Genomic DNA, 20,386 nt, shown 5'->3' on the forward strand with positions numbered 1-20,386 from the left:
CAGCGAGGTAATCGAGCCATGAAAAAACTCTTACTCACCTTTCTCTGCATTGCCGGGTCGATTTCGGCAGCCACTCTTTATGGAAAAATCTATGATGAGGCAGCGCTGACATCAGTCGCCAACGCAGAAATCACAGTGATGGCCAGAAAAACAACCAGCGACCTGAACGGGAATTACCAGTTTAAAAATGTCGACGGAATTGTGATAATTTCCGTAAAAGCTAAAAATTATTCGACATTCACCAACACCATCAGCATTGATAAGAATAAGACCCGCTATGACATACCTCTGAAATCGATGACCAGCAAAACTCCTGTCCAGGATGTCGAAAAAACCCTTCAGAAAATTGAAATCCCCCAGATAGAACCGAATCCTGCGGCCCAGGTCACCACAAAGTTCGACATTCCATCAGAAAAGCCGCTCAAAAAAAATCCTTCCCCTGCGGAAGGATCCATTCAGGAAAACCTGAAGCTTCCTGAGGAAACTGTCGCCGGATTTGCCGAAGAGTCCACCTTCAATGAAGCTAAAAAGGCACTGGATGACGGCGATTTTGTTCCGGCCATGCCTAAGTTCTATCAAGTGATGGTGCTGGGGAGGGACCTCACTAGGAAAATGAAATCCTGCTATTATATTGCGATCATCTACAAAGCCCAGTCCCAGTATTCAGTCAGCCTGGATTATCTTTACAAAACTCTGGCTTATGCCACTCATACCAGAGAAGACAAGACTTTCATCAATCAGTTGAAAAGTGAAATCGCCCAGGTCTATTCCTTATTAAACAACTACGCACTCGCCAAACCGATGGTGGATGAAGTTCTGAGGGATGAGTCAGTCAACTTCCCACTCACAAATTTCAACTGCTATTCCTTTTATACGGATTTTTATCAGAAAAAAGATAATTTCCAGCAACTGGAACTTTATCTGAAAAAAGCCATTCAGACAAATGTCAATTCCCAGCTCAAGAGCAAACCCTATCTTTCAGTGATCGACCTTTATATCCAGAGGGAAGAATATGCAGACGCAGAAAAGTACCTGAACCAGCTCAAAGGTTTCTTCCAGTCACAGGAAACTGAAAAACGCGAAGTACTGCTGCTCGCCCTTAAAGAATATCAGACAAGCCTGCAGAAAGGGGACATTCCTACTGTCACCAAATCTGTGATCCCCGGGCTTGCCAAGGCCCTGGACATTGATCCGAATTATTCCCAGGCTCTCTGCTATCTGGTAAACATTGAATTTCTCACCGGAAAACTCACCAACAATCTCCAGCTTGCCCTGTCCGCCAAGGATCATGTGCAGAAGCTGATCAGCCTTGATCCTGAGTTTAAGGATCAGACAGGCAAGAAACCGTCAGACATGCTGAAGGAGATTGAAACGTTTTTGAAGAATTTTTAGTCGATGTACCATATAGGCCTTAATTTCTCCCATAACTCATCCGCAGCTGCAGTTTGCGACGGAAAACTTGTTTTCGCTGTCGCTGGGGAACGCATGTCAAGGGTCAAGTACTTTTTTGATTCAGGCGATGCTCACAAATCACTGCATTATCTTTTATCCAAATCCGGAATCAGCCCCGCAGAAATTGCCGGGATGGCCGTAAACTACGGCGCTTATCTGCCATCAGTCGCCAGGAGAGACGGAGACGGTTTTCTGCTCGATTACAAGCTTGGCAGCCGTCAGATCCCCACCCGCCTCTTCAATCATCATCTCTCACATGCGGCAGCCGTTTACCACACCTCAGGCCTAGCCGACTGCCTGATCATGGTTTCAGACGCCAGGGGATCAGCAGAGCTTGGAGGATATCCTGTAACTGAAGCGGACTGGCTGCACGGCAGCCGGGGGCAGGAGGAAACCATCAGTTTTTATCATGGAAAAAAAGGAGTCAGTCTTTTGAACCGCATGGTGTTTCCCCATTCTCTAGGGGAATTCTATTCCCTGATTACGGCCTGGCTGGGATTCAACAGCCACAACCATCCGCATGACGTGGAATTCAACGAAGGCAAGACCATGGGACTGGCTCCATACGGAGCCGGATTTTACAAAGGCGAGACTTTCATCTTCCTGGAAAAGGAAGGGTTTTCCTTTAATCCTGAATACATCAGGGTCAAAGATGATTCACTGTTTCTCACAGACCTGTTCCTTTACACTTTCGGTTCTTACAGACAGCAGAATGAGCCGCTCAACTCTCAGCATCAACTGGCAGCCTTCATCGCCCAGAATGATCTGGAAAAAACCGTGCATTACCTGATCGAATCGCAGGCTTTTAAAAACCCGGCAGAGAATCTGCTTCTCTCAGGCGGCACTTTCCACAATTCGGTCTTGAACGGGAAACTGAAATCTTCGACCTTTTTCAAAAATGTATTCGCGATGCCTGCAGCCGACGATTCAGGCCTGGCGATCGGGAACGCGTTTCTTTCGTATCTGAGCCGGTAAAGCCTTTTTCAGGCTACGGTGTTTCTTCCAGTTCGATCTTTATCGCCTTGGGAACCAGATTGCCGTCTATATTCTCAACCTGGGTGATTTCGAAAGTGACGCGCAGATCCTTTTTGAGTTTGGTGCCAAGCGTCTCCTGGAAACTCGAATTCTGGAAAATCACCTGCTGCCCGTCGTCGGAATGGATCACTCCATTGCCTGTCTTCTGATCGAACCAGGCCACTACTCCGGCATTCTGAGCTGCTGTTCCGGAAATGAATACGATATTGTAAGCATTGTATTCACCGCTGTTCTGATCCTTGATCACTTCGAAACGCGCTTTTTCGCCGATCTGGGCCACTTTGATCAGCCTGCCCACAATGGCTGTAAAATGAAATGGATACTCGGATTCGTCCTCTGATTTCATGACTCCCCTGCCGTTATGCAGGTCAAAACTCTTCAGTACCCCGAAACTGAACTTGGACGGATCACGATTCAATACTTCTACAGAAACTGCAATCGGTCCGCGCCTGGACTTGGTAATTCCGAAGCGCACTGTTTCACCCTCGTACAGCGTCTGATATCCTTCGTTGACTATCGCTGAAAAATGCACGAAAATATCTTTCTTCCGGGATGCTGTCTTCAAGAAACCGATCCCCTTGGAATCATCAAACCACTTGACGATTCCTGTATACTGTTTTTCCATCTTGCTGCTGCGGATGATCTCCTCGATCGTTTCACCGTTGTGTTCCTTGATTTCCATGAGTTTCTTCAGGAGTTCCTTAACCTCATTCTGATTCGGGTTGATCTGAAGAGAGCGCTTGAGGTTGGTAATGGAGAGACTGATCAGGTTGAGCCGCTGATAAGACAGGGCCAGGTGCAGGAATGCGCTGTAGTCCATCGGATCGAGTGCAACCGATTTCTGGGAGAGCTTGACTGCGTCCTCGAAAAAATTCAGCTCATAATAAATGTTGGCCAGTTCCCTGTAATAATCATGGTTGTCATCCTTAAGGATCAAGGCCTGGTAATAAGCCATGATGGCTTCATCATATCGCTTGAGCTGGTAATAAAACATCCCCATCGAGCCGAAATAATATGATTCTCTGGGGTTTTCCTTCAGTTTCTCTTCCAGAAGGATCAGCCCCTGCTCCAGGATCTTGGTGGATTTGGCGAATTCCTCCCGCAGCTGGTAAATATTGGAAAGGTAGATATAGTTGTTGAAATTCTCAGGTTCGGCCTTGATCGCCTCCAGGTAGGATTTCACCGATTCTTCAAGATTGTTCAGGAGAAAATAGGTGAGCGCGATGGCGCTGAGATAGCGGCCATTCCCACGGTCGAGTTTGAGCGATTCAATCAGTTTCTCGAGTGCGGGCTTGTAGTCTCCCTCATTCAGAAGGTCCAGTGCCTGTGAATAATAAGCTTCGGCCTGGGCAAGTTTATTCATCTGACCTCACAAAAAATAGGCATCGGCAAATTTTTCCAGGTTAATCCGCTTAAATCTTTGTAAACAAATCTTCGCTTCGCTTCAGATTTGTTAACAGAGCCTAAATTATACAGTATCCCATCGCGATCGTCTTGGGGCCGTTCACAAGGGCATGGCCGCATCTGCCGAAAGCCGAGACCACGATCAATCCTTCCCCCCTGACGATGGCGACTTTGAAGCCTCCGCCAAGGCCGGGGTTGATCAGGTCAAGCTGTGCATACACATCACGGGCTGCTATGGAGACTGCGATTTTGTCCTTCAGGTCCTCGGAAATCACGCCTCTGGCGATGGCTGCCACGATCACGGATTCCCTGAACTTGATCGGAAGCTTCTCACCAGTCTCGCCAACCTGCGTAATGGCAGCCTGCAGCCCGGCGTTGGATCCCTCTTCCAGCCAGTGATTCTCTTTTTGTCTGTCGCTGGTCATGGAAAGATAGATTGCCAGACGCTCTGGGGAAAGCTCCGGTTCCTTGCGCTTTTCATCAGCCAGGTCCTTGACCAGGTCGGTTTCAGTGATGATTCCAACTACCTCGCCGTTCCTGGAAAAGACCGGCAGGCAGCTGATGCTATTGTCAAGCATGGTGCGTGCTGCTTCATTGACTGTGGTTTCTTCTGTGACACGGGGAAAATCTCCTGTCATGAACTTGGAAACTTTCTCCTTGCCTGAGGAATCCTTTAAGAAATCCCTCTCTGTCAACACGCCCACCACATCATTCCCATCGATTACCACCAACTGCTTTACCCGGTTAAGTAAAGCCATTTTTCTGGCGCTTTCAAAGCTATCGCTGGAGGCTACTTTGAAAAACTTCTTCTCCATGATATCTCTCACCTTGATCTTGGGCATTCCGAATCCTCCTTTTTTATGTCTTTAAATTTTGCAAAAACAATCCTGCCTGCCTGGGTCTGGATTATATTTGTGACAATTACTTCCAGCAGCCGGCCCAGATATTTCCGGCCATTTTCCACAACGATCATCGTGCCGTCCTCAAGGTATCCGACGGCCTGATGATGCTCTTTCCCGGGCTTCACTAATTCTATCACCACTTCTTCGCCCGGGACAAGTACCGGTTTTAGAGCCAGTGAAACCTCATTCAGGTTGATGCATTCAAGCAGCTGCAAACGGGCGATTTTGGACATGTTGAAATCATTGGTCAGTAAAGTTCTCTTGGTTTTTTTGACATAATTGATCAGTTTTTCATCGACATTCTCGCCTTCGATCGGTTCGCTGACAATTTCGAGTTTTCTGGGCAGTTCCCTTCGCATCTTCTCCAGATTTTCCAAGCCTCTCCTGCCTCTAAGCCTTTTACTCTGGTCTGAAGAATCTGCCAGCAGCTGCAGCTCGCGCAATACGCACTCATGGATCTGAATTACTTCCCTGATCATGCCGGTTTTCATCAGTTCAATGATCCGCCCGTCAATCAGGATATTTGTATCAGCGACGATTTTCTCCCCGATTGTTTCTTCAGCGCCCAGAAGCTTGGTCTCAGTCAGTCTTTTCAAGACCGTGACACCGATGAAAAAAGAAACCAGGTTAATGGCCAGAGGAGAGAATACTTTGATGATCAGAGCTACTTCCTGAGCTTCTTTTTCCAGTTCATCCAGGCTGTAGCTGTAGAAAAAATAATATGGAACCATGAAAAAAAGATTACCTGCGATCAATCCGAGGACTCCACCCAGGAAATCGCACCAGATTCTCTGAAAACTGACCTCTTTAGTCCATTGCTCATACCAGTCCAGAAAGTGGCGAATCACCACATTGCTGAACAGGTAAAACGCTCCGCCAAAGAGGAAATTCATCACCAGTTTCGGGGTCGCTCCGACCCAGTCACCCAGGAAATCCTGCCAGTAGGTGGGATAAATATTGACCAGGAAATTTCCGATGCTGATGCCCAGAATCGTAAAAAAAAGGTTGAAAAAACCGAGAATGATTTTCTTCATATTGTGAAAAATTAAACCCTAAAACATTATTTGTCAAACATTCAGGGATTTCCGCGCCTATTGCGAGGACTTGCGCACCACTTCCAGTTCGCAGAGATGGGAACCTACATCTTTCTGGAGTGTCAGAATGGCCTTCTGCAGCAAAGTTTCCAGAGAGATGAAATCATTGAGTATGTTCACGAAATCAAGATTTGCCTTGCTGAAATTCCTGACGATCTCGGTGGATTTATCGGCATTGTTCAGCATTTCGTATGAATTCATCAACTGATTGAGTGTTCCCAGATTTCTCTGCAGTTCCGCGAGAACTTCCTGATACTTCTGAAGCATGGGGAGAAAATCATTTTCATGCTCCTTTAAAATCTCCTCTGTCTGATTGACGAATGAAACTATCTCTTCCCTGGTCTTTTTTTCAGAAGATTCCCAGGGACTGTCGGATTCGCTGATGATGCTGATCACCATGGTGTCAATCAGGTCTTTCTGTTTTCTAAGCTTCCTGGTCATGGTTGTCAGTTCAGACTGGAATTCTTCTTTCCAGGACTTGAATTTCGCTTTTTCAGGAGGTTTCCGCTCTGTGCTCGCATTCTGATCATCCACCATCAATCCCTGTTTTTCGTCGAATGCGCCGGACTCATACGGATCAGCGCTCAGACCTGTCACCTTGTGCTTCTGCCTGTCGATCCTGGGTTCCTCTTTCCTGACAGTCTTCTGAGCAGTTTCTCCGGATTTCTCAACCATCTTTTTCGGAGGCATGGCCGGGGCTTCAGGTTCTGCGACTTTCTTCACAGGCGGCAGGAGGTCTTCCTCCTCATCCTGCTTCATCAGCGAAAGAATATCTTCCTCAGGCTCGCTTGCCTTCTTCTTTGGCGGAAGGATGTCTTCCGGTGCCTCGGCCTCCACTTCAGGCGGCTGGATATCTGCCGGTTCCCCGGCCGCGAGCTTAGGCGGCAGGATGTCTGCTTGTTCTGAAACCGCAGGTTCAGGCGGCAGAACTTCAGCTTCTGGTTTCAAAGCTTGTTCAGGCTGCAGGCTATCTGCCGGCTCCATTTCCGGCTCCTCAGGTTGAGCGAGATTCTCCTCCCCTGCCGGCCGGGTGGCTTCTGCATCTGGAAGTACCTGTGGCATGGATTCTTCAATCAGCTTGTCCAGCTCATCAGGCTCTTTTTCCGGAGCAGGGATTTTACTCCCGTCCATAGCTGTTTCCTTGGCCTTTTCAGCGGCTTTGGCTTTTTTCTCCTCTTCGGCCTTGGCGATCTTCTCATTGATCAGCCGGATTTCTTCTTCAGTGAAGGCGGCTTTGCTGCCGTCAAACTTGAGGTGCTGCATCTCTTCGATGTCCTTCAATGAAATATCTGTGTTTTCATCGAGGATCTCGGACATGGTTTTGCTGTCCGGCTGGCCTTCGGCGATTGATTTAAGTATTGCATGTACACCCAGGATCGTGGGGCAGAATTTGATGATCCTGGAATAGTATGCTTTGGCCAGCTCGTAATTTTCCTCAAGAAAATTCAGAGTGGCCAGTTTGGCCATGATCTCGATGTCATCGTCCTTGAGCTGTGAGGCAATTTTATAGTTGGTGCGGGCGTTCTTGAAATCTTTGGTCAGCATGCACATGTCGCCGAGCTTCATGTAAACTTCATTGTCATTGAAGATCAGCTGCAAAGCTTTTTTATAGAATGGTACCGCGTGATCAAAATTCCTGAGCCGGAAATAGATATTGCCGATCCGTTTGTTCACCTGGGACTTGTTGGCTGAATTCCTGAAGAACACTTCAGCTTCCGGTGCAACCAGAAATTTTTCCAGATTTTTGATGGCTAATGGATACTGCTCAGTGAATTCATACAATTCAGCCAGTTTTTCGTAAATTGCGATGTTGGATGGTTCAAGTTCCAGGGAATGTTCAAAAGCTTCAATGGACTTGTTCAGGTCGCGCTGCACAAGATAAAAATTAGCCAGCTTGTAATAACCGATGGATTTTTTTGCAGATTCCAGGATGTATGTCTCCCAGATCTTCACCACCTTTTCAAAAAGACCCTGTTCCTGATAAAGGTCCGCCAGTTTTTCGTATACCGGGAGCCCTCCGGTGTACTCAATGCCTTTTTTCAGAATCAGTTGGGCTTCGTAAACCTTCTTGGCCTTGAGATAGATCTCGGCCATCATCACATAAGGTGCGGCATACTTGTAATTGGCCTTGATGGCATCCTTGAGGTAATGATAGCACTGCTCATAGTCCTCGGAATGGTAAAAATTGTTCGCCAGCGTAAAATTTGAATCCGCCCCGTGAAAATCGATAGCGCTGCTGTCAGGGAGATTGGCCGGGACAGGTATGATTGAAGTCACCCGCTCCAGAAAATTGTATTTCATCCCCCGGAAACTGTCCAACACATTTAATAACGACATCTAATTCTCCTTGCACGATCAAAAGTCAGACTAATTATACCATGGGCTTCTCATGACTGTTCTTTTTCCGCTTCCCCTGCTGTTCCTTCCAGCTGATATTTTTTCAGTTTGTTGTAAAGGGTTTTCCTGGTGATGCCAAGGATTTCGCTGGCTTTAGCGCGGTTGCCGAGTGTGAACGACAGCACCCTCTCGATGTAGTTCTTTTCCACCTGCTCCAAGGTGAACGTGACATCAGTCACTGACTCGTGAGGCGCAGCTCCGACAGGATTCAGCTCCTTTTCAAAAAAATCCAGCTCCAGCAGCTCCCGGTTTTCCAGCAGGATTGCACGCTCGATCACATTTTTCAGTTCACGGACATTGCCTGGCCAGGAATAATTCAGGATCAGCCACCTGGCTTTGCTGCTCAATCCCTTGACATGGCGCTTAAATTCCAGGTTGTATTTATCGATGTAATACTGGGCGATCAAAAGCGGATCTTCGCCCCTCTCTTTCATCGGGGGAAGGAAGATTGGAATCACGGATAATCTGTAATAAAGGTCTTCTCTGAAACGGCCGGCTTTCACCTCTTCTTTCAGATCCTTGTTGGTAGCCACAATGATCCGCAGGGAAACGGAAATATCCTCGATCGCCCCGACTGGTCTGAATTTTTTTTCTTCCAGCACTTTGAGCAGCTTGATCTGGAAGGCCGGCTTGAGATCGCCGATTTCATCCAGGAACACCGTACCTCCATCTGCCATTTCCAGCAGTCCTTTCTTGTTGCTGCGGGCATCTGTAAACGCTCCCTTGACGTGTCCGAACAGTTCGGATTCGAACAGGAAGTCGGAAACCGTGCTGCAGTTGAGTTCCACGAAAGGCGCGTCTTTCTGAGGCGAGTTGAAGTGGATGGCTTTGGCTATCAATTCCTTGCCTGTACCTGAGCTTCCCTGGATCAGGACTGTGCTGTGCGGGGAATCACCAATGGTTTTGATCACATTGAAAACCCTTTTCATTGGTTCGCTTCTGCCGATGATGTTCTGGAACTGATATTCCTTGATGATCTGACTTTTCAGGAGGTCATTCTCGTATAGCAGGATCTTACGTTCCAGAGCCTTTTCCACCACAGAAATGATCCTGTCCTGGTGAAAGGGTTTCTTGATGTAGTCATAGGCACCGTTCTTGATCGCCCAGACCGCGTCATCCACATTGGTGTATCCGGTGATGATGATCACCTGTATCAGTGGGCTCGACTCCTGAACATAGCGCAGGATTTCCAGACCACTGGTTTTATCAAGCCTCACATCGGTGATGATCACGTCAATCTGAAAGTTGTCGATGAATTTATAAGCCTGGGCAGCATTTCCGGCTGTCAGACAGTCATAGCCCCTCTCCTCCAGCCAGTAGCGGATTATCTCGACCAGGTTGTCTTCATCATCTATCACCAGGATTCGACCTTTCATACAACCTCCTTCTGGAATTCAAGCCTGAACGAAGCCCCGCCATATTCTGATTTTTTTTGAGACAGGAAAAGTTTGCCTCCGTTCTTTTCGGCAAGCATGAAGCAGATCGGCAGGCCCAGCCCGGTTCCATTTCTTCCCTTTGTGGTGAAAAACGGCTGAAAAACCTTGTCATAATGTTCTTCCATAATCCCGGGTCCTGAATCTGAGATTTCAATCCAGATCAATGGCGGAGTGATTCCTGTGTTCAGATAAATAGATCCTTCCCCCTTCATAGCCTGGATTGAATTCAGCATCAGGTTAATGAAAATCTGGAGCAGATCGTTTCGGTCCATCCTGATGAAACATTCGCCGGCTGCCAGATTTTTGATCCTGGTGTTGCGGAATTCAGGGTGACCAGACAGCAGATTAACTGCTTCTTCAAACACACCTATCAGATTGATCCGGTCTGTAGCCGGATGGACTTCTGAAAAATGCAGAAGCCGTTCGGTCAATGTGGTAATTCTCTCTGTTTCAGTGATAATTTTCAGGCAGAATTCCCTGCGCTTGTCCCGGGGAATGTCGTCCATCAGGATCTGTGAAAATCCCGAGATGCTTGCCAGTGGATTGTTGATTTCGTGAGCCAGTGCCGCCGCCAGCTGGCCCATGGAAACCAGCTTCTCCTTGAGCACCATCTCTGTCTGCATTTTTTTCAGGCGCTGGTTGGCATCCTCAAGGTTATCCGCCTTCTGCTTCAGCTCCATGTATACACCGGCTTTCCAGATGGCAAGCGAGGCGCAATTGGCAAGTGCCTCCAGCATTTCGATCTTGGAATTAAAGTCTTCGCTTTTATCGATCTGGCAGCAGACTATTCCGAGCAGGTTTTCCGCCTTCAGCAGCGGATGCAGGTAAATTTTTTCACCTGGAGCAAAAAAAATATTAAGCTCCCGCAGAAGCGCCTGTCTCTGACCGTAATTTTCCAGCCGGATTTCACTGGGGAAAAACTCCTCGGTCTGCTTACTGGCTGAGAGCATGGCTTTCCTGATCAGATTCGGCTTTTCAAAATAATAAAGTGCCACAGACTTAACACTGCAGACCCGGAAAATCGATTCAGCTACCTGGGTCAGCACTTCTATCAGCTCATATTCTGAAAGCAGTGCCTGATTGATCTGATTGATGATGGAGATCTGGAAGAGTTTCTTCTCCAACAGCTTGATGATGTGCAGAAATATATCGTGCTCAGTCTGATAACCGCTGCTCCCGGATTGGTTTTGGAAGTCCAGGAGTCGTCGGATACTGTCTTTCAGGTCGTCCAGATCGAAAGGCTTGATCACATAATCATCGGCTCCGGCGTTCTCCCCCCAGAATCGGCGGGCGCGGTCATCGCAGGCAGTCAGGATGATCACAGGGATCCTGTAATAGTCAGGATCGGATTTAATTACGCGGCAGAGCTGCAGACCATCCAGGCCGGGAAGCATCAGGTCGAGCAGCACGAGGTCAGGGACCTTGGAGTAAAAAAGGTTCAATCCCTCCACGCCGTCCCTGGCCCAGAACACTTCGTACTCTCTGGCCAAAAAATCCCGGCAGACCTGGTATACTATTTCCTCGTCTTCTATCAGCAGGATTTTTTTCATCTGGGTAAAAGCTCCAGAGTGATTTTCCGCTCTTCTCCAGGTTTCAGCTGGAAAGCCTTTGATTCAAGAAATGAGCCGGCAGGGAGCAGAAACTCACTGGCCCGCACGGTCCAGCTGCCGTCATCGAAAGAATCCGCCCACCTCATCATCGGACTCTGGTTCTGGTACCCGATTCCTGAATAACGCAGATGGAGACGCCTGGTGACGGATGCTGCGTTCTTGACTCTGAAAGATTCCGTCAATTTACTGCTCTTCCGGTCCAGCTCGAATACTTTCTCCAGAATGAAATCTTCCAGGTTGCCGTGCAGTTTTTTATAAAAAACAAGGCTGTCTCCCTTGAATTCATAGAAATCGAAGGTGATTTTCTCGTTATCGATGGATACGTCGGCATGTTCTTCATCTTCCACATCCGACAAGGTACGGTCTTTCCCTTTGACATAAACCTCTATCAGTCTGCCTGTATGGGCGTCCAGGGCACAGAAAAAATCCCTGTTTTCCAGGAACAGAAAATTCTCACCCTTGATGTTCCTGTAACTGGAATAAGGCTTCTTCTTCATTAAAGTGAAATATTCCCTGTTCAAGCATTGCTGCACGTCCCAGAACAGGGATTCATCTTTGAGGAACCAGTTTTCCTCGATTTTTTCCAGGATTTCCATTTGCCTGCCTTCAAGTACTGAACCCGGGTAATTGCTCTTCAGGTAGAAAAGCCAGTAACCGAATTTATCGCGATAATATTTATCCAGGTAGGAAGTAGTGAAATGATGATTAAAAGGCCTGATCAGATCCGGATAATAATCCCGGGTCATTCTGCCGGTGATTGAGGGGTAGTACTCAGGCAGAGCCTTAAATCTGATGGATTTCTCATCTTTCAGGGTTTTCAGCTCTTCCAGCACTGATTCGATGATTGAGAGTGTGGTCTGGTTGTCGACTTCCCAGTAAAGTCCAAGGAAAGGATAGAAATGTCCGGCTTCAGTGGCTTCGCTCAGGTAATTCAGGCAGCGGGCCAGCACTTTTCCGCCCATGTAGTCGGCCAGGTTTTCCAGAACAGGGATTGCGGGGAAAAAAGTCAGGCGGTTGTCGTCGATTTTATAGGGATAGTATTCATTCGTCCTGCGCACCAGAATTCCCTGGTATCCAAGATCTCCAGCGGCATGAGCAACCTCGGAATCCACTCCCAGATATGGCACAGAGAGTACAGATGCACCCAGATGGAAAACATCGTTGAATGCCACTTTCCAGTTTGAAAGCTGCAGAGTCTTGAGCGCGTTATTCTGAAGCCACGGCAGATAGGTGCGGGTCAGGGATGAACCAAGGAGATAGATGTTCTCGCTCTTGTTCAGCCAATCCGTGAATTTGGAATTCTTAGCCAGATAGTCCAGATAAACTCCGTTGAATGTGATGTTGAGTGGGATCTTGAGGAGTTTGAGCTCTGTTAAGAGTTTTTCATAGAGCAGAAAGTCTTTGTAAAAGCTGGATGGCTGGAAGTTCACAACCAGCGCCACGGTCAGCTGATTCTCCTGATAATCCAGAATTTCGCCGAATTTCAGATTCAATACAGACTGCTTGTTTACCTGATTCGGGTTGTCAGGATCAGCTCTCTTGAACAGCCGGTTGATCATGAAGTAGTATTTGTATTCTCCCTGCGGGAGGTAGAGATCAAGCTTGAAAAATCCGTCCTCGCACTTTTTCAACGGAGCTCCCTGCCAGTTGTTGAAGCTCCCGTAAAGTTCCACTACTGTGGCTTCAGGAGCGTAATAGGAAAACTCCACCAATCCTTTGTAATCGAAGGTAACCGCGGCGTTCAGGGTAATCGCAGAACAGAGAATCAGCAGAATGGCTTTTATCAGCATCGCATGCTCCCTCCAGGTTGTATGGAAGCGCCAGTGCCCCCAAGAGCCTCTACTAAAGTGTCCAAAAGGCTCTGTGTATATTTTACACGGAACCAGCGCGGATTTGCAAGAACTCTTTAGCTTGCGACAAGCCAATGCATTTCACGGTTTAATCTGATAAAATATTAAAAAATCATCGGAGGAACGATGGGAATCAATATCAACGACCTTCTCACGATAGCGGTCCAGAAAAAGGCTTCAGACTGCCATATCAAGCCTGGCCTTCCTCCCAGATTCCGAATCCACGGTGAACTCACAAACATAGTTTCCAATGTGATCACACATGAAATCGCCCTCACCTTTCTGGACCAGGTCCTGACCAAGGATCGCAAGGAACAGTTCCAGAAGAACTGTGACATCGACGGTCTGCACGTGGTCCCAAACGTAGGCCGATTCCGCTATAACTTTTTCCGCCAGAAGGGTCTTTTCCACATGGTCTTCCGCCACATCCCGAACCTGATCCCGACAGTCGACGGACTGGGACTGCCGAAAATTCTCAAGGAATTCGCCATGGCCGAGCGCGGCATTATCCTGGTCACTGGAACCACAGGCTCGGGAAAATCGACATCACTCGCAGCCATGATCAACCATATCAACGAAAATGACTCTCTGAACATCATCACCATCGAGGACCCGGTGGAATTTTTCCACACAGACAAGAAATGCCTGATCTCTCAGAGAACGCTGGGTGAGGACGTCCCGAGCTTTTCCCACGCCCTTAAATATGTGCTGCGCCAGGACCCGGACGTGATCCTGGTCGGGGAAATGAGGGACCAGGAAACCATCTCCACTGCCATTACAGCCGCTGAAACCGGACATCTGGTATTTTCCACCCTGCACACGACAGATGCCCAGCAGACAGTGGAGCGTATCATCGACACGTATCCTTCCACACTCCATCATCAGATCAGAAAGCAGATCGCCCTTAACCTGCAGGGAGTGGTTTCCCAGCGCCTGCTGCCCAAAAAGGACGGCACCGGCCGTGTGGCGGCCCTGGAAATACTGGTGGCCACGCCTACAGTGCGCAAGATCATCGCAGAAGGCGAAGTCACGAAACTCTATAAAGTGATTTCAGAGGGTGAACTGGAAGGAATGCAGACTTTCAACCAGGCGCTGCTGAAATTCCTGCAGCAGGACCTGATCACTGAAGAGGAAGCATTCAGAGCAGCCACCAGGCCGGAAGAACTGAAGCTGGCGCTGCAGACGACTTAGCATTAAATCCGGCACTGGATCAGTACCGGTTCATCGGCGGGTTAACTAAGGCTCATCTTAGTCCTTTATAACTACTGGCTGATTACTCTCACCTCTGGTCTGCTAGCAGCCACTTGCCTTCCACTTCTGAAGTAAAGGGTTTGATCCTCCACATATCCTTTTGGGTAGTTTGATTCTGTAGCTCATCCGGCTTGATGATTACGGAAACTGTATGATGAATCTCCTTCCAGAAAAGCTTGTAAAGTTCGGCCGTTGCACGTACTGCCAATGGCAACAGTTTCTTTCCTAAATATAGGTTGTATTCATCATATGTGAAGTTGCCGGGAGCTGGCATATCACCCCATACATCTTTTGAAGAATCGTCATCTGTAATCTCAGTAACACTGTAAAATAATTTGAATAAATCAGTTTGCTTATTCCATGTTTCTTCGCTATAACACCAATTATATTGATTAGGAACTTTTCTGTACTGCGTAATATCTATATTGTTGTCGTGCAGTTCAGAGTATATTCGGTAGTTTTCAGGCTCTCCCACGAAATCTTCATACGGATCAGGACCTAGGCCAATCAGATAACTGTTGTGCCAATCATTAAGGACATGTGCAGGTAAAGTCATGTCTTGTAGGAGATGAGCAACACGACCAAGCAAATAATATGCTTGTTTAGGATCATCTTTATAAACCGCCAGCATTTTTTCCCATAATTCTTCAGCTCTGTCAATAGAGGATTTATAAGAAAAGACAAAATTTCCAGTTGGCCACACGCCATTAAGACCGACATCGAAGTTGCCACCATGTCTTGTTATCGGGTCCCAGAAATGGCAGCCAACTACTTTGAGAGTGCTTTCATTAAAATCCGGAATCGGCAGAGCATGTTTTGGGCCATAGGCAAATGGGCCACCTGGCCAGTAATACATATCTTCTTCCATTGAGCCTTCGATAACGTCGTTGTTGCCAGCCAGTGCTGTATTTTTTCCTTTATCAGTGTTTTTTATAAATTCAGGCCAGTCTACAAAAGAATATGGGGTGGGCGTCGGGGTAAAATCTGGAACATCTTGCCCAACTTCTCCGCCTGTGTATGTTGGTATCTTTATGTATTTAAATGTATTTTCGACAATAATTGGTGGACCTTGCTCTTGATACTCTTCAACTTCATAAGTTACAGTATAATTCACATCTGTTTCCTTCCCTATATACTTCCCAAATTCCTTCACCAGTCCCTTATCAGCATCTGGATTGTTCCATAGATTTTCGAAAGCTTGTCCAGACAAGTATTGATGCACTTGCTTTTCAGGGTACATGTGATGACATGCTTCAAACAAAGCATCTTCCTCATAGGTAAAACCAATCTTTGATTCCGTAGTATCCCATATTTCATCGGTAATGGGTGTAACCTGGGTTGGAACTCCTGGCAGATGCAGGATTTTTTGACCATCTCTCAAAATCTTCAAACCTGCCAGCACCTGTTCGTATTTCGAGCTGTTCTGCGTCAGTGAAATCGCTGCAGCCAGTCCGCTTACATGCGCTGCGGCTGCAGATGTGCCTGTGGTCGATCCATATTTACTCCCTGGAAGTAGAGTCGGTATGTCCACGCCTGGGGCCCAAAAATCCACTGCAGCGTTGATGTTTGAACTTGCCCAGATATTTCCGTCTGGTCCATTTGCTGCTACTGAGATCACGTAATTATATGAGGCAGGAAACAATGGTTCTTTATTTCCTTCATTACCTGCAGCAGCGATTATAGTACAACCTTTATCCAAAGCATAAAGAATCGCCTTTTTCATCATCTCAGAGTACCCGTGACCTGCAGCACTGATGTTGATAATGCTCGCGCCATGATCAATTGCATAATAAATTCCCATGCATAGGATCGAATAACAACCATAGCCTTGATTGTCCAGCACTTTGACAGGCAGGATCTTCATCCTTGGGAACATTCCATCTATTCCGTATTCATTCCATAAAGCTGCCATGATGCCAGCCATCTCGGTTCCGTGTCCGTTGTCATCTGCAGGATCGTCATCAAGATTCAGGAAGTCATATCCAGGCAGAATATTATTCCTATCAAGGTCTTCGTGATACCTGTCGATCCCAGTATCCAGTATTGCAACGATAACTTCCTTTGTAGAATTGATTTCACCGAGCCTTCTGATGTCTCCGAACTGCCGCATATTCCATTGAGTCTGCCGTAAATCCTGGCTTTCGCACATTTTCAAAACACGATCAGGTTCCACAGATGTCACCATGCCCTCTTGCGCCAGTTTTTTCTGCAATTCATCACGATCGGTACCAGTCGGTAATCTCACAGCTATGTATCTACCACTCAACAATTGTGGTTCGAGTTTATATTTATCAAGAAATTCTTTCTTTTCCCTTAAATCTTTTGGAGAGAAAAGCAGATTCAACCGTTCAGGTACTGTTTCACCAATCCCGGCATAGCTTGTTCTCGGAGGGTTAAGTTTGTCATCAGGGAGATTCAAAGTCACCTTTTTTGATCCACCTGATCTAGGTATTCTCCAGTCCTGTGGGTTGCTATGTACACTGATTTTACCAGTCAACAAATCCTGACTGTAAAATTTGAACTCCCATTTTTTACCTGCTGGTATCTCTCTTTTCATACCAGCATAAACTACATCTCCCCACTGTAGCCGCTCTGTTTTTATCAGGTCCAGCATAAATTTGCGGTTTTTATCTTTACCGCTGACTGTGAGTTGAATTTCGTCTTTTTGGGGTGCAAATGATAAAGCTATGGGTACTGGCAGAAACCGTTTCCATGGAATCAACATGTCGAAGACCATAGCAGTCAGCATTATGAAGAAAAAGGTTCTGCTTTGTGTTATTAATCCTCCTTAGAATATGTTCCCATGCCTGATATCGCACAGGGTGCTGAGCACTATGGCAAATGGCATTGATCCGATAAGAATGTATATAACACCTCGTATCACGGTCGATACACGAGCATTTTTGCAGCCAGCATATCTGGAAAAAAAGAGCGTCATTCCTATAGGCAAAAGATAAGCAAACATGCACCACATTCCCAGTGCACCCTGCTGCATATAAGCGAAAATCTGATCAGGGCCACCATGTTCAGGCCATATGCAGATGCCAGTATATGGTCCGGCATATGTGACCATACTGGCAAGAAATGCATAGAGGATCAGCCGCCTACGGCAATGCCAGGAGCTTGCTTTGATTCCATCCGGTTTTTCTTCTTCTGACAGATAGCGCGCCAGGCAGCAGAGCCCAAGGTATATCTCCCAGCAGAAAAAAAGCAATGTCAGCACTGCTTGCGGTGCCAGAGTGAGCAAATTCTCCTCATCGTTTACAGGGCTGAAAACTATCCGTTTGGAAAGATAAATCACTGTGAATATCAGATAATTCCAATCATGCAGGTTGGCGTAACGCCGAATATCCAATTTTAACAGATGGGACACGGTTTTAGCATGAGTCGGATTCAGCCGCAGCCAGGTAACAAACAGGAATGCGGCAGCGAAAATCAGTAGAGGGATTAAGTAGTAATAATTCCTCAAAAAGGTGATCATCATTCCTCCGGATTTATTTTTTTATTCTTATTTCCAAACGCTTTTCCGCTCCATAGCGGAAACTTAAAAACCACAGCTATGATTAGTTGATCATTTTGATTAGTATGCAGCGGTTAACAGCTTGCTCATAATATTTTATTTTAAATTCAACCTTTGTCAATACAAAACCCATGATTTCCAAGGGAAAAAAAAGGTGGAGTGAATATTCACAACGAGAAAAAATACAGTTTTTGGTTGCTGCATTTTTATCTGCACGTCTGGTTAAAGTCAAGAAGCTTTTAATAGAAAGCGACTATCTGATACTGGATTCAGTAAATGACAATCCTTTTACAAGTGGTTTTAATACTTCCCGCCCATGCCGGCAGTGGGATTCAACACAACCTGCTTGACCTTTGTCTTGTCCTGGATCTTGCTCTGGGCGATTTCAGGAGTGATCTCGCCGTGGCGCAGGAGGTCCAGCACAGACTCTTCCATAGTGACCATGCCGTCCTTCTTGCCTGTCTGGATGGAATTGAGGATCATATAGGTCTTGCCCTCGCGGATCAGATTCGCGATGGCTGAATTCATCACCATGATCTCGCGGGCAGCCACGCGGCCTCCGCCTTTGGCCTTGGGCAGGAGCTGCTGGCTGATCACAGCCTTGAGCGTAAGCGAGAGCTGGGTGCGGATCTGTTCCTGCTGGTAGGGCGGGAATACATCCACCACGCGGTCGATGGTCTGCGCCGCAGATTGCGTATGCAGTGTGGAAAACACCAGGTGTCCGGTTTCGGCCAGGGTAATGGTGGCTGCGATGGTTTCCAGATCTCTCATTTCTCCGCAGAGGATCACGTCCGGGTCCTGGCGCAGCACGTATTTGAGGGCATTGGCATAACTGTTGGTGTCACGGCCGAGCTGCCTCTGGTCAATGATGCATTGCTTGTGCTCGTGCACGAATTCGATCGGATCCTCGACAGTGACTATATGATAGTTATGGGTGGAATTGATCAGGTCGATCATCGAAGCCAGGGTAGTGGATTTGCCTGAGCCGGTGGGACCGGTGACCAGCACCAGGCCGTTCGGGTATTCCGTGAAAGTGGACACTACATCGGGCATTCCAAGCTCAGAGAGCGCAGGGATCACTTCCATGATCGTGCGGAAAGCGGCTCCGACATACCCCTTCTGCTTGTAAACATTGACACGGAAACGGCCGATGCCTTTGAGGGAAATGGAGAGGTCGAGTTCATTCTTTTCTTCGAACTGGGCTTTCTGCTCATCAGAGAGGATGCTGTAGACCAGTTTCTTGGTCATTTCCGGATTCAGTTTATCGTCCCCATACTGCTTGAGTCTGCCCTGAATCCTGAAAACCGGGGCTGCTCCCACTGAGAAAATTATGTCTGATACCTTCTCTTTGACCGCATCTCTCAGCATTTCAACGACATCCATAGTCCCCTCCTGCGTTATACATTCTGAACCTGATAATTTTCTGCATATTGACGATTTATTATAACAGAAGATGACGAACGGGTAAAAAATAAATTGAAAAAACACTTTTTCGTTTACGTCCTCCGCTGCAGCGGAGGTTCCCTTTACACAGGGTATACTATGGATCTAGAGGCCAGGGTTGCATTGCACAAATCCGGGAGAGGCGCGAAATACACTGCCTGTCACCTGCCTGTAGAACTTGTTTATCATGAAGTTCTGAAGACCCGCAGACTGGCCATGCAGCGGGAAATCGCCATCAAACGGCTTCCCAAGGCTGGCAAGGAATCATTGATCAAAGCTGCCTGGGCATTTTGTCCTGCATCGTGATCCCGCCGCTCAGCACCAGCTTCACATAATCCTCAAAAGTGATCTGGACTGGAATAGTCTGCTTTCTGGGAAATGTGTCATACCAGCCTGTGATCGGATTCGGAGTAGTGGCAATGAACACTGAAACCAGGTCATCTCCGCTCTTCTCCCTCATCTCGCAGTGGGCATCCGCCATTTCCAGGCCTATGACATAGTGTTCGCAGTCGTAATATCTCACCAACACGACATTGCGGACAATTTTGTTGCTCTTGGTAAAAAAAACTGAGAGTTCGTTGGTTGTAGAGATCAGAAAATTACCCATGGGAAGCCTGCGAAAAAATGTTTCCAGGTGCTCATACAATCCGATACCTGCTTTCTGAAAAAGGTATCCCACCAATATAATCAGGAACATGGTCAGGATGATTCCAAGTCCTGGAATCCGGTAATGAAACATTCTGGTGAGCAGATCCCCAAGCAGGCTCTCGTCGGCCCAATTGAAAAGATACAGGAATATGTAGATCGTCACTGCAAACGGAAGCAGAAACGCGAGGCCTGAAAAGAAATAGATTCTGAGTATGCGCCAGAATCGCTTGAAGCCGGGTTTCTGAAACAGAGACACTGTAATTCTGTTCATCGTATTAAATCAATCTGAAGAGATAGTTTCACCAACATACAAACATACTAACATACCAACTTCAAACAGTGAA

At 47.1% G+C, this 20,386-nt stretch carries 15 protein-coding genes and 2 pseudogenes; 4 read left to right on the forward strand and 13 right to left on the reverse strand.

Going from position 1 to position 20,386, the window contains the following annotated elements:
- Positions 1–18 precede the first annotated feature (18 nt).
- The gene (locus PHW04_07245) at positions 19–1,392 is read left to right on the forward strand and encodes a hypothetical protein (protein MDD2715672.1); all 1,374 of its coding nucleotides are present in this window, start codon (positions 19–21) and stop codon (positions 1,390–1,392) included.
- Positions 1,393–1,485: 93 nt separating this feature from the next.
- Entirely contained in the window at positions 1,486–2,427 is a 942-nt protein-coding gene (locus PHW04_07250; GenBank protein MDD2715673.1) for a carbamoyltransferase N-terminal domain-containing protein, read from the forward strand.
- Between the two features lie 13 nt (positions 2,428–2,440).
- On the opposite strand, the gene PHW04_07255 is transcribed toward PHW04_07250, so the two are convergent.
- From PHW04_07255 to PHW04_07295, 9 genes and pseudogenes are all read right to left on the reverse strand, one after another.
- Positions 2,441–2,833: a cold shock domain-containing protein gene (locus PHW04_07255; GenBank protein MDD2715674.1), complete on the reverse strand. Its 393-nt coding sequence runs from the start codon at positions 2,831–2,833 to the stop codon at positions 2,441–2,443.
- 69 nt (positions 2,834–2,902) lie between these two features.
- Positions 2,903–3,112, reverse strand: a pseudogene (locus PHW04_07260) (cold shock domain-containing protein).
- Positions 3,113–3,640: 528 nt separating this feature from the next.
- Positions 3,641–3,850 (reverse strand): annotated as a pseudogene (locus PHW04_07265) (hypothetical protein).
- Positions 3,851–3,950: 100 nt separating this feature from the next.
- A complete protein-coding gene (locus tag PHW04_07270; protein ID MDD2715675.1) occupies positions 3,951–4,733 on the reverse strand; it encodes a HutP family protein in 783 nt (260 codons plus the stop codon).
- Positions 4,715–5,827, reverse strand: coding sequence for a hypothetical protein (locus PHW04_07275; protein MDD2715676.1), 1,113 nt, complete (start codon positions 5,825–5,827; stop codon positions 4,715–4,717). The genes PHW04_07270 and PHW04_07275 overlap by 19 nt, the downstream gene beginning before the upstream one ends.
- A 57-nt stretch (positions 5,828–5,884) precedes the next feature.
- A complete protein-coding gene (locus PHW04_07280; protein MDD2715677.1) occupies positions 5,885–8,224 on the reverse strand; it encodes a hypothetical protein in 2,340 nt (779 codons plus the stop codon).
- A 50-nt stretch (positions 8,225–8,274) separates the two neighbouring features.
- Entirely contained in the window at positions 8,275–9,660 is a 1,386-nt protein-coding gene (locus PHW04_07285) for a sigma-54 dependent transcriptional regulator (GenBank protein ID MDD2715678.1), read from the reverse strand.
- Positions 9,657–11,270, reverse strand: a complete 1,614-nt coding sequence (locus PHW04_07290) for a response regulator (protein MDD2715679.1) — start codon at positions 11,268–11,270, stop codon at positions 9,657–9,659. The genes PHW04_07285 and PHW04_07290 overlap by 4 nt, the downstream gene beginning before the upstream one ends.
- Positions 11,267–13,120, reverse strand: a complete 1,854-nt coding sequence (locus PHW04_07295) for a glycogen-binding domain-containing protein (protein ID MDD2715680.1) — start codon at positions 13,118–13,120, stop codon at positions 11,267–11,269. Before PHW04_07295 ends, PHW04_07290 begins: the two co-directional genes overlap by 4 nt.
- A 186-nt stretch (positions 13,121–13,306) precedes the next feature.
- Between PHW04_07295 and PHW04_07300 the strand changes: the two genes are divergently transcribed.
- On the forward strand, positions 13,307–14,371 hold the full coding sequence (locus PHW04_07300) for a type IV pilus twitching motility protein PilT (protein ID MDD2715681.1): 1,065 nt from the start codon (positions 13,307–13,309) through the stop codon (positions 14,369–14,371).
- An 88-nt stretch (positions 14,372–14,459) separates the two neighbouring features.
- On the opposite strand, the gene PHW04_07305 is transcribed toward PHW04_07300, so the two are convergent.
- The 3 genes from PHW04_07305 to PHW04_07315 form a co-directional block, all read right to left on the reverse strand.
- Entirely contained in the window at positions 14,460–17,180 is a 2,721-nt protein-coding gene (locus PHW04_07305; protein MDD2715682.1) for a S8 family serine peptidase, read from the reverse strand.
- A gap of 39 nt (positions 17,181–17,219) precedes the next feature.
- On the reverse strand, positions 17,220–17,912 hold the full coding sequence (locus PHW04_07310; GenBank protein ID MDD2715683.1) for a hypothetical protein: 693 nt from the start codon (positions 17,910–17,912) through the stop codon (positions 17,220–17,222).
- A 339-nt stretch (positions 17,913–18,251) separates the two neighbouring features.
- On the reverse strand, positions 18,252–19,334 hold the full coding sequence (locus PHW04_07315; GenBank protein MDD2715684.1) for a type IV pilus twitching motility protein PilT: 1,083 nt from the start codon (positions 19,332–19,334) through the stop codon (positions 18,252–18,254).
- Positions 19,335–19,427: 93 nt separating this feature from the next.
- On the opposite strand from PHW04_07315, the gene PHW04_07320 reads away from it, so the two are divergent.
- On the forward strand, positions 19,428–19,700 hold the full coding sequence (locus PHW04_07320) for a GIY-YIG nuclease family protein (GenBank protein MDD2715685.1): 273 nt from the start codon (positions 19,428–19,430) through the stop codon (positions 19,698–19,700).
- Here the strand turns inward: PHW04_07320 and PHW04_07325 are convergent.
- The gene (locus tag PHW04_07325) at positions 19,666–20,313 is read right to left on the reverse strand and encodes a DUF502 domain-containing protein (GenBank protein ID MDD2715686.1); all 648 of its coding nucleotides are present in this window, start codon (positions 20,311–20,313) and stop codon (positions 19,666–19,668) included. The genes PHW04_07320 and PHW04_07325 overlap by 35 nt on opposite strands.
- Positions 20,314–20,386: the final 73 nt, after the last annotated feature.

The sequence above is a fragment of the Candidatus Wallbacteria bacterium genome (assembly GCA_028687545.1).
Classification (GTDB): Bacteria; Muiribacteriota; JAQTZZ01; order JAQTZZ01; family JAQTZZ01; genus JAQTZZ01.